Origin of the sequence: Novosphingobium sp. 18050 (genome assembly GCF_902706195.1) — a bacterium.
GTDB lineage: Bacteria > Pseudomonadota > Alphaproteobacteria > Sphingomonadales > Sphingomonadaceae > Novosphingobium.
Genome location: NZ_CACSJO010000023.1, coordinates 59,421 through 76,747, shown reverse-complemented (window position 1 = coordinate 76,747; position 17,327 = coordinate 59,421). Strand labels below are relative to the sequence as shown.

11 protein-coding genes are annotated in these 17,327 nt (G+C 62.9%); 6 read left to right on the top strand and 5 right to left on the bottom strand.

Annotated elements, in window-relative coordinates; translation table 11 throughout:
* Nucleotides 1-876: 876 nt before the first annotated feature.
* A complete protein-coding gene (locus tag GVL61_RS19230) occupies nt 877-1,656 on the bottom strand; it encodes an SDR family NAD(P)-dependent oxidoreductase (RefSeq protein ID WP_159982266.1) in 780 nt (259 codons plus the stop codon).
* Nucleotides 1,657-1,756: 100 nt separating this feature from the next.
* Nucleotides 1,757-2,404 (bottom strand): TetR/AcrR family transcriptional regulator, encoded by a 648-nt coding sequence (locus GVL61_RS19225; RefSeq protein ID WP_159982265.1) that lies wholly within the window; start codon nt 2,402-2,404, stop codon nt 1,757-1,759.
* Between the two features lie 222 nt (nt 2,405-2,626).
* On the opposite strand from GVL61_RS19225, the gene GVL61_RS19220 reads away from it, so the two are divergent.
* The 3 genes from GVL61_RS19220 to GVL61_RS19210 all read left to right on the top strand — a co-directional run bounded on the left by GVL61_RS19220 (nt 2,627) and on the right by GVL61_RS19210 (nt 9,313).
* Nucleotides 2,627-5,149 (top strand): TonB-dependent receptor, encoded by a 2,523-nt coding sequence (locus tag GVL61_RS19220; protein ID WP_200844858.1) that lies wholly within the window; start codon nt 2,627-2,629, stop codon nt 5,147-5,149.
* Nucleotides 5,150-5,271: 122 nt separating this feature from the next.
* Nucleotides 5,272-7,605, top strand: a complete 2,334-nt coding sequence (locus GVL61_RS19215; RefSeq protein ID WP_159982264.1) for an arylsulfatase — start codon at nt 5,272-5,274, stop codon at nt 7,603-7,605.
* Nucleotides 7,606-7,660: 55 nt separating this feature from the next.
* The gene (locus GVL61_RS19210; protein WP_159982263.1) at nt 7,661-9,313 is read left to right on the top strand and encodes an FAD-binding protein; all 1,653 of its coding nucleotides are present in this window, start codon (nt 7,661-7,663) and stop codon (nt 9,311-9,313) included.
* Between the two features lie 65 nt (nt 9,314-9,378).
* Here the strand turns inward: GVL61_RS19210 and GVL61_RS19205 are convergent, their stop codons facing one another.
* From GVL61_RS19205 to GVL61_RS19195, 3 genes are read right to left on the bottom strand one after another with little or no spacing between them, the layout of a single operon-like run.
* Entirely contained in the window at nt 9,379-10,305 is a 927-nt protein-coding gene (locus GVL61_RS19205; protein ID WP_235037801.1) for an alpha/beta hydrolase, read from the bottom strand.
* On the bottom strand, nt 10,302-11,939 hold the full coding sequence (locus tag GVL61_RS19200) for an FMN-binding glutamate synthase family protein (RefSeq protein WP_159982262.1): 1,638 nt from the start codon (nt 11,937-11,939) through the stop codon (nt 10,302-10,304). The genes GVL61_RS19205 and GVL61_RS19200 overlap by 4 nt, the downstream gene beginning before the upstream one ends.
* Nucleotides 11,936-13,645, bottom strand: coding sequence for a thiamine pyrophosphate-dependent enzyme (locus tag GVL61_RS19195; protein WP_159982261.1), 1,710 nt, complete (start codon nt 13,643-13,645; stop codon nt 11,936-11,938). The genes GVL61_RS19200 and GVL61_RS19195 overlap by 4 nt, the downstream gene beginning before the upstream one ends.
* A gap of 241 nt (nt 13,646-13,886) precedes the next feature.
* Between GVL61_RS19195 and GVL61_RS19190 the strand changes: the two genes are divergently transcribed.
* The 3 genes from GVL61_RS19190 to GVL61_RS19180 all read left to right on the top strand — a co-directional run bounded on the left by GVL61_RS19190 (nt 13,887) and on the right by GVL61_RS19180 (nt 17,249).
* Nucleotides 13,887-15,482, top strand: a complete 1,596-nt coding sequence (locus tag GVL61_RS19190; protein ID WP_159982260.1) for an ABC-F family ATP-binding cassette domain-containing protein — start codon at nt 13,887-13,889, stop codon at nt 15,480-15,482.
* 143 nt (nt 15,483-15,625) lie between these two features.
* Complete coding sequence (locus GVL61_RS19185) at nt 15,626-16,201, top strand: RNA polymerase sigma factor (RefSeq protein WP_159982259.1); 576 nt, start codon at nt 15,626-15,628, stop codon at nt 16,199-16,201.
* 79 nt (nt 16,202-16,280) lie between these two features.
* Entirely contained in the window at nt 16,281-17,249 is a 969-nt protein-coding gene (locus GVL61_RS19180; RefSeq protein WP_159982258.1) for a FecR domain-containing protein, read from the top strand.
* The last annotated feature ends 78 nt before the right edge of the window (nt 17,250-17,327 follow it).

The following is a 17,327-nucleotide window of genomic DNA, read 5'->3' as shown; positions in this document are numbered from 1 at the left end:
AATACTGCCACCCCGAGCCCTGAAGCCCCGGGAGCAGGCGCCGTCGCCCACATGTCCCTTCATCAAAAACCTACAATGTCAAAAAGCACAACCAGACAAAAAACCCGGACAACCACTCATCCCCCGCGTCTTGCGATTAGGGAGAGAGCCAGATGCCCGTCCAATGTCGGCGACCACAACAACAACCAGATGGTCCGCTGCGGTGAACAGCCCTCTAAGAGCCACCCGCGATTCGGTCAAACCCTAAATTCGAGAAACTTATCAACACCGCTTAGCTCGCTCTATCAGCCGGTACGCACCGCCCATGAGGCTCGTCACCTCATCGGTTTAACAAAGTGTGCCGGCTAAGTATGGCGGCCTCGAATGAGGATAACCCCCGCCCTGCGATGGCTCATCTCAGTTTGTGAAGGCCATTGATCGCCTTGGGCGAAATGGATCGGGGACGGGAAAGGCATGCATTGGATACCGGAGGCCATCATCCAACTTGCTTATTGAACTTCCCGGGACCAAAACCAGCCATGACGGAAGAAGACAGCCCATCACTCAGCAGACCGCAAAGGCGCCTGCTCTGCCGAATCTACAATGGTCGCACCGTTCCCATCATCGCTGACGGTAGACCATTCCTGACCTACAAGGACGCAAGCCAGTACCTCTTGTCGCTGGATCCGGACGCGCGTAATGTGGCTTACACCCAGATGAAAGGCGCAGCGCAATAGCGCTGGCGACAAGCGTTGTGGGCCGCTTATCTGGAGGCACTCTTCCACCCGACAAAGGCAGAGCCTCTTTATGCCATGACGCGGCGCCTCCCTCGTGCCTTTGAATGGGCAATGCCTAACTTTCCCGCCAGCGACCGCGTCATATGCATGTCAATTCAGACTATCGAGTGAGATAGCCCGCCTCGGCCGCCAAGCTATGCCCCGTCACGTAACTTGCGGCATCGGAACACAGCCATGCGCTTGCCTCAGCCACTTCCTCGGGCCTGCCGAAACGGCCGAGCAGGCTCAGGGCCGGAGCGAATTCGGCTTCGGTATGACCGCTCAATTCCAGGGCACCGCGCAGCATCGGGGTATCGATCGCGCCGGGCAGTACGGCATTCACGCGTATTCCGTGCGGGGCATATTCAAGGCTCCCGGTCTTGGTCAGACCGATCACACCGTGCTTGGCAGCAACATAGGCAGAGTTTCCGGGCTGCGGCCGCACCGAACTGACCGAGCCGACGTTGACGATAGCCCCGCTGCCGCCTTGCGCAAGGAACTGGCGAATCTGGTGCTTCATGCAGAGCATCACGGCGCGCAGGTCGATGCGGATTACCCGGTCCCATACGTCCATGTCGGCCTCGGCAATGGGCAGGCTATCCGGGGTGATTGCGGCATTGTTCACGGCACAGTCGAGCCGGCCGAATGCTGCCACTGTCCCAGCTACGAGGTCGCGAACCTGCGTTTCCTCGCCCACATCGCAAAGGATAAAGCGCGCGTCACCACCTGCTGCAACGATGGAGGCAACGGTTGCCTCGCCTGCCTGCGCATTAATGTCCGAGACGATCACTTTCGCGCCGTAACCTGCAAAGACGCGCGCCGTCGCAGCGCCCATGCCCATGCCGGCACCCGTGACGATGGCGACTTTGCCGTCCAGGCGATTGCGAGCGTTTTGTGTCATGCTTGTATGCCTCTACCAGATCGGCGGGGTGAGCCCGGCCTGTTACCCTCTTCCATCGACATCCATGCAGGGCCTGTCTCCTGACAACAGGGCTAGGCCATCATGTATTGCAACTGCGCTCCAGCGCAGCGACGGCCATGTCCAGCGAGATATCGAAACGTTTGCGAAATCGTGCGGGATCATGCTTTGGCAGGCCCTCGTTGTCCGACAGCACCAGCGTGTTGATCACCACAAGATAGGACAGAGCGACGCGATAATCGCCTAAATAAAGGTCTTCCGCCGCGACCAGTTCGTTGACCTGGTCCAGGATACGGCGCAGATTCGTGCTGAGGTCGGGCCGGGTATCGGCAGCGTGAAGCGTGCCGGCCGGGCGCTGCAAAAGCAGGTACTTGCTCATGAACGCTGCGTAAGTGTGCCGCCCCTGATCGTCGGTCAGATCGAGAATCGGCTCACACAGGATACGCATCAGGGTCGGCAGGCTCAGGGGCTTTCCCGCTTTCTCCGCCGCATCGAGAGCTACGCCGCGTACCGGCTCCATCTGCCACACACGCCAGGCGAAGATCGCCTGCACCAGTGTCTCGCGGTTGCCGAAGTGGTACTGCACCGCATTGGTGTTCTTGTTGCCCGCAGCCAGCGCGATCTCGCGGAAAGACACACTTTCGATAGAGTTCTGGGAATAGAGCGATTCGGCAGCAGCAATGATGCGCAGCTTCGTCTCGTCGGCGAACTGTCGGGGAGGTTCGGTCACCTTGCGGTCCGTACACGACCCGCGAGCGAATTCCAGTTCGCGCAGCACTGGCCTCTCCTTTCGCACAGTCTCTTCATATCGTCTCAGGCACCTGCGTTACAAGGAACGGATTGTCGCTCAGCCTGTCAATTAAAACAGGTGCGTTATTCCTATTAACGCATATGTTTTAATCACTGGCCGCACAACAGGGGTGGCCTAGAAGAATAACCGGGAGAAGATGACATGCCTCGACAGAGCAGGGCTGCGCCCGTGCGCCATTACGCGATGTTCCGTTCCATGCTTCTGGCCGCCACGGCAGGAATCGGCCTGGGCCATACGCCCGCCGTGCTGGCTCAGGAAGCGCAGGCGCAGCAAGCCGACAGTGGTGGCATCGGCGACATCATCGTCACTGCCCGCAAACGCCAGGAGACCACGCAGGACGTCCCCGTCTCGGTTGTCGCGATCAGCGCCGAACGGATGCAACAGTACGATCTCAGCAACCTCGAGCGCGTTGCAGCAATGACTCCTTCGTTTTCAATCGGCCGTACCCCATCGGGCTCGGGCGCCACGCTGGTCTTGCGCGGCATCGGTTCGAACACCACCTCGATCGGGCTTGAGCAATCGGTCGCGGTGATCGTCGACGGCGCCTATTATGGGCAGGGCCGCACGATCAACGAAGGCTTCTTCGACCTGGGCCGCCTGGAAATCCTCAAGGGTCCGCAGGCGCTCTTCTTCGGCAAAAACGCGACGGCCGGCGTCGTCTCGATCACCACCGCCGATCCCGGCGACAAGCTGGAGATCATCGCCCGCGCCGGGTATGAATTCACTGCCAAGCAGGTTTACGGCGAAGCCATCGTCTCCACTCCGTTGAGCGATACCCTCGGCATCCGCGTGGCCGCGCGCGCCAGCAAGCAGTTCGACGGCTACTACAAGCAGATCGGCACAACCCAGACCTATCCGACGCTCGATCGTACTTCGACCGCCCAGGTCGTGACGCCCACCGCGCATACGTCGGAAGCGGCCGGCGATGGACGCGGCAAGGAAGCCTACATCCGCGGCACTTTGAAATGGGAGCCTACCGATACCTTCACGGCCGTGTTGAAGGGAAACTATGGCATCAACGAGACCAACAATCCGGGTGCCGGCTCGGTCATGTACTATTGCCCCACCGGCGTTTCAGCCACCAACCCTGCGATCGCCTGCGGCCACCGCTTTGCCTCGTCGGCGAACCGCACCCCGCTCGATATCGCAGCAACCCAGCCTTACGCCAATTCAAGCGGCGCTCAGGGCAACCAGTACAAGGCCTGGGCCACGAACCTGGCTCTGACGTGGGCGATGGATGACCTGACGATCTCGTCGGTCACGAACTACAACTGGAACCGCAACAACTTCCAGTTCGACGGCGACAGTATCTCGCGCTCGGGCGCACCGGGTGTTTTCGCGACCGAACATTCCACATTCCACGCATTCTCGCAGGAAGTGCGCGCACAGACCAATCTGGGCGGCTTCTGGGATGCGATGGTCGGCGGATACTACCAGTCGACGATGCGCGACTACAAGGCATGGACGGTTTCGGGCGGGCTGGAGAACAGCGCAGCAACGCCGGACTTCCGCCGCTACCTCGCCAATTCAAAGGACTCGCAGACCAAGGGCCAGACCTTCGCGATGTTCGGCCAGTTCATCGTTCGGCCGATCGACAACGTCGAAATCGCCGGCGGCGTGCGTTACACCTCGGAAAGCAAGGACAGCTACTTCCTGCAGCCGTATTCGCACCCGATCCGCGTGGCGCAGGGCATCTTCCTGCCGGGGGTAACGCTTCGCTCGAACCAGGACTTCGAGAACTGGTCGCCCGAGGGCACCGTCACCTGGAAGCCGACCCGCGACATCACCGTCTACGGCGCCTACAAGACCGCGTACAAGTCGGGCGGCTTCTCGAACTCGGGCATCTACAGCCCCAGCGCAGGCCTTGCCGACTTCAAGTTCGAGCCGGAGAAGGCCAAGGGCTTCGAAGCGGGCATCAAGACCACCTGGCTTGACCGCCAGCTGCGCCTCAACCTGACCGCATACAACTACAAGTACAGCAATCTGCAGCTCGACTTCTTCCGCTCGGACATCTTCGCCTTCAGCACGATCAACGCAGGCTCTGCGCGTACCAAGGGCATCGAATTCGAATTCGAGATCGCCCCGCGCGCCCTCGACGGGTTCAACCTGCGCGGCAGCGTCAACTACAACCATGCACGGTACGGCGATGCACCGGGCGCGCCGTGCTGGGCTGGCCAGACGCGCGGACAAGGCTGCAACCTCGTCTACGTGGCAGCCACGGACAGCTCGCGGGCTTTCAATCCTGCGACCGACACTGTGGCCAACCGCCAGAATCTCGCCGGACAGCCTACCGCCATGGCGCCCAACTGGACGGGTAACCTCGGCGCTTCCTACGAGGCGCGTCTGAACAACGGATCGAAGTTCAACATCGGCCTCGATGCCCGTTACAGCGGCAGCTACCTTGCCTCCGCTTTCGGCAATCCGTTCACGAAACAGAACCGCTACATCTCGCTGGACGGCTCGATCTCGTTCACCAGCCCCGAGGACCGCTGGCAACTCCAGATCATCGGCAAGAACCTGACCAACCGCTGGTATGCGGTGGGCGGCACCGATGCGCCGAACACGGGTTCGGGCACCGGCACGCTTTCGGGCGTGGTGGCCGACCAGATCGGCTTCGCCAGCCTGCCTCGCACGGTCCAGGCCCAGGTAACGTTCCGCTACTGAGGTAGCAGGCTCGGAAGTTCCCCCCAGAATCCTCCCCTTGAGGGTCTCCGCCCCGGCCCATGCCGGCAAGCGGAGACCCCCCCTTTTTCAACGGGAGGTCCGAAGACAAGAAGGACACGATCATGACCAGCCCCCGCAAACGACGGTCGACGCGGCTCTGCGCGGCATTGCTTGCCACCTCTACCCTGGTATGCGCCTCGCCCGGCTTTGCGCAGGCCGTAGGCGCGGACACCGTGGGCAGGACGGTCGAGACCACGCACGCTCCCAGTTGGCCGGGCCAGCCGACGGCGCCCAAGGGTGCGCCCAACGTGCTGGTAATCATGACCGACGACGTCGGCTACGGCGTCACCAGCGCATTCGGCGGTCCGGTGGCCACACCCACCTTCGACGCCGTGGCCATGCAGGGCCTGCGCTACAGCCGCTTCAACACCACTGCCCTGTGCTCGCCCACGCGCGCTTCGCTGCTGACCGGGCGCGAACCGCACAACGTCAACATGGGCAATGTCACCAACCTGCCCACTGGCTATGACGGCTACACCACCGCCATCCCCAAGAGCGCCGCAACCATCGCGCAGATGCTCAAGGACGGCGGTTACAACACCGCGATGCTGGGCAAGAGCCACCTGACGCCCGACTGGGAAATGAGCCCCGCAGGGCCTTTCGACCGCTGGCCCACCGGGCTGGGCTTCGAGTATTTCTACGGCTTCCTTTCGGCCGATACCTCGCTGTGGAACCCGAACCTCGTCGAGAATGAGGGGCCGGTGGAGCAGCCCGCCGATCCGACCTACCACTTCGAGAAGGACATCGCGAACCACGCCATCGGGTGGCTGCAGCGCCAGGCCGCCAGCGCGCCGGACAAGCCGTTCTTCATGTACTACGCCCCCGGCGCCGCACATACGCCGCACCAGGCTCCGCAGGAGTGGCTCGACAAGTATAAGGGCAAGTTCGACGCTGGCTGGGACAAGGTGCGCGAGGAATCGTTCAAGCGCCAGAAAGCCATGGGCCTGATTCCCAGGGACTCCCTGCTCTCGCCGCGCCCGGATTCGCTGCCCGCCTGGGATACCCTCGATGCCGAGCACAAGAAGGTCTACGCCCGCCTGATGGAGGCCTATGCGGCAACCGTCGCCTATTCCGATCATGAGACCGGCCGCGTAATCCAGGCCCTGCGCGACAGCGGCCAGTACGATAACACGATGATCGTCTTCATCGAGGGCGACAATGGGGCCAGCGCCGAAGGCGGGCTGCAAGGTCTCGCTTTCGAACAGTCGGCAATCACCGGACACAAGGAAACCTTCGCGGAACTCGCGTCGCATTACGACGATATCGGTGGCCCGAACGTTTACAACCACTTCCCCGCACCCTGGGCCTGGGCGATGAACAGCCCTTACCCGTGGTGGAAGCAGATCGCTTCGCAGGCAGGCGGCGTGCGCAACGGCATGGTCATCTCGTGGCCCGCACGGATCAAGGACGGCGGCACCTTCCGCACCCAGTACGCCCATGTCAGCGACATCGCCCCGACTATCCTCGAAGCCACCGGCGTCAAGGCCCCCGAGACGTTGCAGGGCGTCAAGCAGCAACCTCTCGACGGCATCAGCCTGGCCTATAGCTTCACCGCCCCCAAGGCCCCGTCACAGCGCCATACCCAGGTCTTCGAGATGATGGAGAACTTCGGCATCTATCACGATGGATGGATGGCCGGCACGCTGCCAAAGCGCATGGCCTGGGAAGTGGGCGTCGGCGAGGATCGCAAGCTCGGCGTCGGTCCAGAGAACCGCAAATGGACGCTGTTCAACCTCGACAAGGACTTCACCACCGCCAAGGATCTGTCCGTTGCCAACCCGGCCAAGCTGAAGGAAATGCAGGACCTGTTCTGGAAGGAAGCGGCGGCCAACCACATCCTGCCGATCCACGATTACAGCGAAGGTGCCGAAGGGCGTCCAACCATGGCGGGCAATCGCACCAGCTTCGTGTACCGCGCGCCCCTCAGCCACCTCAACGAGGATGCGGCGCCGCACACGATCGGCAAGTCCTTCACGATCGACGCCGATGTCGAAGTAGGCGCCGGCAGCAAGGGCGTGCTGGTGACCCAAGGCGGCCGCTTCGGCGGCTATGCCTTCTACCTCAAGGACGGCAAGCCCGTGTTCCACTACAACGCGGTGGGCACGGACCAGTTCACCATCCGCGCCGACAGCGCCGTTCCGGCAGGTCCGCACACGCTGACAGCCGCGTTCCTTGCGGACATGCCCAAGCCGGGATCGGGCGGGACGCTGACCCTCAGCATCGACGGCAAGCCCGTCGGCAGTGGCCGTGTCGAGCGCACGGTCCGGGGCTGGATGTCCCATACCGAAGGTTTCGACGTCGGAATGGACACCATAACCGCCGTCAATAACGACTACACCGTGGCCGACAGCACGTTCTCCGGTGCAATCAAAAGGATAGTTTTCAACCTGCGGTAGGAGGGGGCATTCGAACACCAAAGCCTGTCACGCAGGAATGAATCGGAGATGGAAGATGACTGAAGAGCACAAGTGGGATCTCGAGGCCGACGTCGTCGTTCTCGGGTCTGGCGGGGCGGCCATGACGGCAGCGATTTCCGCCTATGATTTCGGCGCGAAGGATGTGGTCATCCTGGAAAAGACCGGAATGGTCGGCGGCACGACCGCCATGTCCGGCGGCATGCTCTGGGTTCCGGGCAACCATCATCAGCTCGAAGCCGGGATCGAGGAGTCAGATGAGGACATCGTGACTTACCTCGATTCCCTGGCTCCCGGCGATCTTGACCCCGACACCCTCATGGCCTTCATGGAAAGCGGCCCGGAAATGATCCGCTATCTCGCGGACAAGACCCCGGTTCGCTTCCAGGCCTTCATCGACTTTCCCGACTACCAGCCCTACGTGCCGGGCGCCAAGGCCGACGGCGGACGCTCGCTGGACAACGAAGCGTTCTCCTTCGAGCGGCTCGGCAAGTGGTCGACCCGGGTGAACCCCAGCAAGATGGCGTATCCGCTGCGGGGCAGCCTTATGGAAGCGATCACCGGGACGCTCGACGAGGCCACTTTGGCCGAGCGCGAGGCGGGCGATTACCGGGGCTTGGGACAGGCCCTTGCCGGCTCCCTCTACAAGGCGGTGCTGGACCGCGACATTCCTGTGGAATTTGAAAAGCGCGCGCGCAAGCTGATCAAGGACGGCGACCGCGTGATTGGCGTCGTTGCCGAAGACGCGAACGGACGAGACGTCTACGTGCGCGCAAAGCGCGGCGTGGTCATCGCCACCGGCGGCTTCGAATGGAACGAAACGCTGGTAAAGACCTTCCTTCGCGGCCCCCTCACCGGCCCGGTCAGCGTGCCGGAGAACGAAGGTGACGGCCTGCTGATGGCGATCGAGGCTGGCGCTCAGCTGGGCAATATGCAGAACGCCTTCTGGATGCAAAGCGTGCTGGAATTCAAGCCGCAGCACCGCGACGCCAAACCCAACTACCTGCTGGGCTCGGACGAGCGCGCGCGTCCCGGCGCGATCCTGGTCAACCGCACCGGCAAGCGGTTCGTGAACGAGGCGGCCAATTACAATGCCCTGGGCAAATCCCTGCACGCCTTCGACGCCGGGAACCATGCCTACGCCAACCTGCCCTACTGGCTGATCATCGATCAGCGCTACAGGAACAAGTATCACACCTTCAACACGCCGCCGGGCGGGCCTGTCCCGTCCTTCATGATGCAGGCCGACACATTGGAAGAGCTGGCTGACATGGCCGGGATCAACCCTGCAGGCCTGAAGGGCACCGTAACGCGGTTCAATGAAATGGTCCGCAACGGCCATGACGACGACTTCAACCGCGGCGACAATACCTACGACAATTTCTATATGTGGGGCGACACCGCTTTCGAAGCCCCGTACCGCACGCTTGGCGCAATCGATCAGGGCCCCTACTTCGCGGTCAAGATGGAAGCCGGCGCCCTGGGCACCGCAGGGGGCCCGAAGACGAACGCCGATGCCCAGGTGGTGGACTGGAGCGGAAACCCGATCCCGGGCCTTTACGCAGCAGGCAACGCCATGGCCGCAGTGCTGGGCGACGTATATGGCGGCGCCGGCGGAACATTGGGCCCGGGCATGACCTTCGGCTACATCGCCGGACGCCACCTCGGAGCCCACATACCCAATCGCTGACTTCTGCTCCCTTCGCCATGCGAGCGACGCCAGGCGTCCGCTTGCATGGCCATACCTTGCGGTGATCAGCGCGATCCTGATTGAACATTCATAGCCTCGCGCAGGAATTCCACGCTGTCCGCAAGAACCGAGGCTTTGTTCCTGAACGGGATGGAAAGGGCCATCGCAACATCCTCATGGCTCAACCCAGAATAGTCGATATGCACGGCACGCCCTCCTAGAGCGTGCAATCGCGCGGTCAGATTGTCGGCGTTATGGGCGCCAACCTCGACATCGTTTCCAGCAGAGACGAGCAGCATGGGCGGTGCGTCAGCACGCGCAAACCGGATCGGTTGTGTAAGGCGTGGATCCGCCGCGCCCTTCATGGCATCGATCGCGCGCCTGGCAGTGAAAGGGTAGAAGTCGTAGGGGCCGCAAAGGCCTACCGCAGCCTTGATCGTGCCCGGCGCCACCCCTTCTGCGCGGAGCCATTCAGGGTCGAGCGTCAGCATGGCAACTGTATATGCGCCTGCAGAATGTCCCGTGACTGCGATACGGCCGGGATCTCCGCCGAAGTCCCGCACATGATCACGCGTCCATTGCACCGCCTGGGCACCATCGACGAGAAAGGCCGGAAAGTGGACTTTCGGCACCTTACGGTAATCGGGCATGACCACGACGAACCCCTGCCGGGCATAGGCTCTCGCGGCAAATGCATAGGTTCCGCGCGATCCCTTTACCCAGCCCCCGCCATACCAGAATATCAGGACAGGCAGGGGCCGGCCATCCGTGCGGGCAGGCCTCCAGACGTCGAGTTTCTGACCATGCGCTCCGAACGCAATACCGCTGCCGGATTTCTCGGCGCCGATGCCGCCGCCCATAATGGCATCGAGAAAGCTGAGAAGCCCGGGCGGCGAAGTGAGGCTGATCGCGATCGCGAAGCCAAGGAGTACTGCGACACCCCCGCTTGCCCATTTGTGGCGTCGCCAGAGCAGTTTGGGCAGACCCGTCACGCGCGTCTCGTGAAGCTTTCCGGATCCGCCGCACGCCACCACGCGGCAAGGCGTGCGTCGCGGGCTCCATCGATCAGTTCGCCCGGTTCGACAAAGGGATAGACCTCGTCGATCGAGCGCATTTCCGCCGCGTTGACCCGCTGGCGCAGGCCATCCGGCGTAAATCCGTCGGGCGATTCAAGGCCGCAGGCGACGACTATGTCATGCAGCGCGTCGAGCGTCGCCTTTTGGAAGCGCGCAACCCGCTCGGCTTTCTCGGGCACGACGAGGCCGCGCTGACGGGCGGCCGACTGGGTCGCGACGCCGGTGGGGCAAGTATCGGTGTGGCAGCGCATAGACTGCACGCACCCAAGCGAGAACATGAAAGGGCGCGCTGCATTGCACCAGTCGGCGCCCAGAGCGGCGTTCATCGCGATCGCCGCGCCAGAATTGACCTTGCCCGATGCGGCCAGCTTTACCTTGCCCTTGAGGTTCGTGCCCACCAGCGCATTGCGCGCCATGATCAGCCCTTCGCGCAGCGGCATGCCCACCCGGTCGGACAGTTCGGTCGGCGCGGCGCCGGTGCCGCCTTCCGCACCGTCGATGACGATGAAATCGACAAGAATGCCGGTTTCGCACATCGCCTTGACGACCGCGAACAGTTCATGGGGATAGCCTACGCACAGCTTGATGCCGACTGGCTTGCCGCCGGATAGCTCGCGCATCTGCGCCGCGAATTCCAGTAGTTGGCGCGGGGTGGAAAACGCCGTGTGGTAGGGCGGCGAGAGACAGTCTTCGCCTTGGGGAATGTCGCGTATCCTGGCGATTTCCTCCGTCACCTTCGAGCCGGGCAGCAGGCCGCCGTGCCCAGGCTTTGCGCCCTGACTCAGCTTAATCTCGGTCATCACCACAGCTTCGTTGACGGCGCGGTCCCTGAAGTGCGCAGGATCGAAATTGCCTTGTTTGTCGCGGCATCCGAAATAGCCCGACCCGATTTCCCAGACGACATCGCCCCCATGTTTCAGGTGATAGGGCGACAGGCCGCCCTCCCCCGTGTCGTGATAGAACCCGCCGATCTTCGCACCCAGATTGAGCGCCTCGATCGCATTGGCGCCGAGGGCTCCGAAGCTCATCGCCGAGATGTTCAGGCGGGCGGCCTGATAAGGCTTGCTGCATTGATCCGTACCCACGGCCACACGGGTATATTTCTCGGCATTGCGCGAAGGGGCGATCGAATGCGCGAGCCATTCGTATTCTTCGGAATAGACGTCGAGTTCGGTGCCGAACGGGTGGGTGGAGACATCGCCCTTGGCGCGCGCATATACCAGCGCGCGCTCGTCGTGATTGAAAGGCCGTCCATCCAGATCGCTCTCCACGATGTAGGAGCGCAGGAACGGGCGCAGCCATTCGAAGAACCAGCGGAAACGGGCCGATACCGGATAGTTGCGGCGCAGCGAATGCTGCGTCTGGAAAAGGTCGACGAGCGCGACGATCAGCAACGGGACGAAAAGCACAAGCAGCCACCAGGCGCGCGGATGGCTGAAACCTGCCCATGCGGCAGCCACCATTCCCACAAGGCCGGTCAGCAGAAGGCAGTTGCGAGCAAGGGGCTGATCCCGCAGCAAGGCGTCGGCGACAGTTGCGCGCGCTTTCATGACAGCAGGTTCCGCATCATGCCGAGCACGTCGCCGCCGCGCCCACCCAGCACCGCCTTGGCGGAATAAAGCGCCATGCCGGCAACCTGGCCCGGCTTCACGCTGGGCGGCATCACCAGTTCGAACCTGTCGGTTACGACATCGAGCAGCGCCGGCCCCGGCTCGGCCAGCCACGCCTGTACTGCCGCATCAAGGTCCTCGGCCTTTTCGACACGCTGCGCACGGAAGCCTACTGCCTCGGCCACGCGCGCAAAATCGGGATTGACGAGGTCGGTGTAGGTATCCAGCAGGCCTTCGACCTTCTGCTCGATCTCCACGAAGTCCAGCGCGCCGTTGTTATAGACGACGACCTTAATCGGTAGCTTTTCCTGCACGGCCGTCAGCAGGTCGCCAAGCAGCATCGCGATCCCGCCATCGCCCGAAAGAGAGATAGCCTGCCGATCGGGAAAAGCGGCTTTCGCCCCTAGCGCCTGAGGCATCGCATTGGCCATCGTGCCATGGCTAAGGCTGACGACGGTGCGATTGCGCCCGGTCGCAGCGATATGCCTCAGACACCAGACCATCGGCGAGCCGCCGTCCGCCGTGAAGATCGCATCCGGCGCGGCATGGCGCGAAATCGTCTCCGTCAGGTATTGCGGATGGATTGCGCCGCCCTTGCCGACTGTATCATGCTTGGCCTGCGCGGCCTCGGCCTTGCGATGGTGCTTGAGGCATTCGTCGAGGAAGGCCTGGTCCTCGCGCTGGACTATCCTTGGCAGCAGGGCTTCGAGGGTTGGCGCGATATCGCCGACGACGCCGATGTCGACCGGATGGCGGCGACCCAGATGGGAACCGTCCAGGTCGACCTGTAGAATGATTGCCTTTTCGGGATAAAACTGCCGCCATGCGAAGTCGCAGCCGAGCAACAGCAGTACGTCGCAGGCCATCAGCGCGTGATAGCCGGACTCGCTGCCGAATATCCCGGTCATGCCGACATCGTAAGGGTTGTCATACTCAAGAAAGTCTTTGGCGCGCGAGGTCCGGGCTACCGGCGCGCGCAGCCGCGCCGCCAGCGCCACGACCGCGTCATGCGCATGCTCGCAGCCCGAGCCGCCATAGATCGCCACCTTCTTGCCGCCGTTGAGAGCACTTGCCAAACTGTCGAGTTCCGCATCGGAGGGGCGCACCACCGGCTGCGCACGGTGGACGGCGAAATCGGGCTCGGGCGGAGCCTTGGCGCTCGACACGTCCGCCGGGACGATCAGCACGGCGACACCGCGCTTCGCCAATGCGGCCTGCGCGGCCATGGCCGTCATTCGCCGGGCCTGTGCAGGCGTGCGGATTTCCTCGCAGAAGACGCTGCAGGAGGCATAGACCGCCTTGAAATCCACTTCCTGTGGGAAATCGAACCCCAGTTCATCGCGGATGATCTGACTGGCGATCAGGACTACCGGCGCGCGGTTGCGGTGCGATTCGAACAGGCCATTGATGAAATGCAGGCTGCCGGGCCCGCACGACCCGGCGCATGCGGCCAGTTCGCCCGTCAGCATGGCCTCGGCCCCGGCGGCAAAGCCGGCAGCCTCTTCGTGGCGCACATGGACCCAGCGGATGCCACTGGTGCGGATCGCATCGGTGACATGGTTGAGCGTGTCGCCCGGGATACCGTAGCAACGGCGCACGCCCGCCGCTTCGAGTGTTTTCACGATAACCTCGGCAACAGTCGTCATATGCGCTTCCTCGCCCTGAACGGTGGACCCGAAAGGTAACGCGCCAGACGCTGGTTCGTCCCATCCACTCATTAAAAAGGAAGCGGACCGATCGATGTTGCAAAAGCACCGGCGCAATGGGGCTTGTGGAGCAAGATCAGGGACCGTAAGATGCCGTACCGACCGGCAAGAGGATTTGCGCACCGATGTGATTTCGAACTGACAGCAATGCGATCCGTTTTGCCGCCAGGAAAATCATATCATGTCCGCTTCCATTACGACGTTCGACCTTGGCTGGTCGACACCCGAAGGCCGGCCGGTCTTCTCCTCTCTCAATCTCGCCTTCAATGCGGAGCGCGTCGGCATTGTGGGCCGCAACGGTGTCGGTAAGACCAGCTTGCTCGAACTGCTGGCCGGGAGGCGCGAACCGAGCTACGGGAAAGTCGTCGTTCGCGGGACCGTCGCCGTACTGCGCCAGATCGTGCAGGTCGGCCCGTGCGAAACCATTGCCGATCTCTTCGGCCTCACGAACGACCTTGCCGTTCTGCGCAGGGCGGAGACCGGCGAGGCGACGCCCGACGAACTGACGGATGCTGACTGGACGCTGGAGACCCGTCTGACATCTGCACTGGCACGGGTGGGGCTAGACGCGGCTGCCGATAGCCTGCTGGCCTCGCTCTCAGGCGGTCAGCGAACGCGCGCAGCCATGGCCGCAGTGGTGCTGGCAGAGCCAGACTTCCTCTTGCTCGATGAACCCTCCAACAATCTCGACCGTGACGGCCGCGGTGCGCTGCTCGAACTGCTCGGCTCCTGGCGTGCCGGCGCCATCATCGTCAGCCATGACCGCGAACTGCTTGAGACGATGGATGCGATCGTCGAAATGACCTCGCTTGGTGCCACGCGCTACGGCGGCAACTGGAGCGATTACCGTGCGCAGAAAGCAATCGAGCTGGACTCCGCACACCGCGATCTGGACGTCGCGAAGCGGCAGCTGGGCGAGATAGAGCGCAAGGTGCAGGTCGCAGCCGAACGTAAACAGCGCCGCGACGCAGTCGGCAGCCGCAAGGCCACGCGCGGCGGCATGCCGCGCATTCTGGCCGGTGCCCGCAAGAACAACGCCGAGAACAGCAGCGGCGAGAATGCCCGGCTTGCCCAGCGTCAGCGCGCCGAAGCCTCTGCGGCGGCCATTCTGGCGCGAGAGCAAATCGAGATGCTCGATACTATGGCGGTCTCGCTCGCGCCGACCGGGCTGCCGCCGGGTAAGGTCGTCCTCAGCCTGCAGGGTGTCACGGCCGGGTACGGCCCGGCATCGCCGGTGCTGCGCGATCTCTCGCTGACGATCACGGGACCGGAACGCGTGGCTATAGCCGGACCGAACGGATCCGGCAAAACGACGTTGCTCGGGCTAGTCGCCGGAATTGCCGAACCATGGTCCGGCACAATCAGCCGCACTGCGCGCTTTGCGATGCTTGATCAGACAGCAGGTATTCTCGATCCCGAAAGGTCGATTGCGGAAAATTACCACACCCTCAATCCGGGCACCGACGATTTCACCTGCCGCTCCGCTCTCGCGAAGTTCCAGTTCAGAGCAGACGCCGCGCTGCAACACGTCAGCACCCTCAGCGGCGGACAGATGCTGCGTGCAGGCCTTGCCTGCATCCTGGGTAGCCCGGCGCCGCCGCACCTGCTTATCCTCGACGAGCCGACCAACCATCTCGATCTGGATTCCATCGCGGCAATTGAAGCGGGGCTCTCGGCATTCGACGGCGCCATACTGGTCGTCAGCCATGACGAGGCGTTTCTGGAGGCCATCGCGATATCGCGCCGCATCGATCTAACGGAGTTGCCGCCCCGGTGACCGCTGCTTCAATCATCGAAAAGGTGGTGCCCGAAGCGGCATTCGAAATTCCGGTCGATCGCTTGCTGGCGCGGACGTCATCGATCTGAAATTTACACGGAATAAGGGCACCTCACGCTTGCTCAGGTTGCTCTTCATTGCCCGTGTCCATCATTCGTCCCATCGACATCTGGTTTGCGGAACAGATTTTCCCGCATGAACAGCGTTTCCACGCTGCCGCGCTGCGCATCTCGGGATCGCGTGACGAGGCCGAGGAACTGGTGCAGGAAGCGTTTGCGCGCCTTTTCGAACTTGAAGGTTGGGCGGCGATCGAAGATCCCCGCGCCTATGTCGTGCGAATGCTGCGCCACATTGCGATAGAGCGCCTGCGTCGACGCAGGATAGTCGACTTCCGCCAATTTGCCGATACGGACCACCTGACCCTGGCCGACGATGCCCCCGACCAGCACCGCATCGCTGCCGGACGCGAACGGTTGCGGCGCGCCTCCGATCTTATCGCAAAGTTGCCGGAGCGGTGCCGCACCGTCTTCGTCAGGCGCCGAATCCAGGGCGAATCCTCACAGGAGATCGCGCGAGATCTCGGCATCAGCCAGTCGACATACGAAAAGCGCCTTGCCCGCGCGGTCGAACTGCTCTCGCGAAGCTGGCAAGGGGACGAAGACGCCCTGCCCGCAGCGGCCGGGCCGGCCAATACCTCACGTCGGAGCGGCAGCCGGTAAAAAGATTTGCCCGGGCTTGGCGGATTTGCCTGCGCCGTTCGTCTGATATTCTAGCCCTTCGAATCCACATGTCTAAAAAATGAGCATCTTCAACGAGAAACAGCGCCGCAAGCGCAGAATCGCACGCGAGGCCGCGACTTGGCTGGCGCGTCACGATTCCGGCACCATCGACGAAGAACGTTTCCACGCATGGCGCGGGGCCACGCCGGAGCATGCGATCGCCTTTGCACGCGCGCTGGCCGTATGGCGCGAAGCGCAATCGAAGGCTGACGCCGATACCTACCATCTTCTTCAATCCCGCTTCACGCGGCGCCGCGCAGCCGCAGCCATCGGCGGGATGGGCATGGCCGGCCTGTTGACCGCCGGCGCCTTCACCTCGCGCGCCTATGCCTGGGACAGCAGCCATTCAGGCGTAGGCGAATGCAAGCGCCTGATCCTGCCCGATGGCAGCCGCGCCATGCTCAATACCGACAGCGAGATGCAGTGGCGCTTCTCGGACGACGAGCGGTCGCTGTGGATCGTGCGCGGCGAAGTGGGGCTGGAACTGGTGCGCGGCATTCCTGCCCGCATCCATGGCCTCGATCGGATGGCTTCGCTGTCGCACGGACGTTTCAACGTTCGCCTCGAAGGTGCGGCGATGGACGTGACGGTGCTGTCCGGCAAGGCTTCCGCAGCGCCCGTTTCCGCGCCTGTCGTGATGCCCGGGCAGCCAGCCCTCATCCCCATCGTCATCGCTTCGCCCAGCGAGGGACTGCTGCTTTCCGCCGTCGCTCCTTCGGTGCGCAAGGCCAGCCCGCAGCACCTCGCCGCGACCATCGCCTGGCAGCAGGGCGAAATAGTGTTCGACAACGAACCGCTGCAAACCGCCGTGCGCGAATACAACCGCTACCTCGCGGGCAAGATCGTCATAGCCGACCCAGACCTTACCGGCATCCCGGTTGGTGGACGCTTCACATCGACCGATCCGGCAGACTTTCTTTCGGCGCTGGAACTGGGTCTTGGTGTGCGCGCCACGCCCAGCAACGGCGGCTACGTGCTGACTCGTTGATGGTTGATCGCTGCTGCCGGAGGCACAATTTGGGTCCAGCCAAATTTTTTCGAAAACATTTGGCGGTTTCGAATTCCC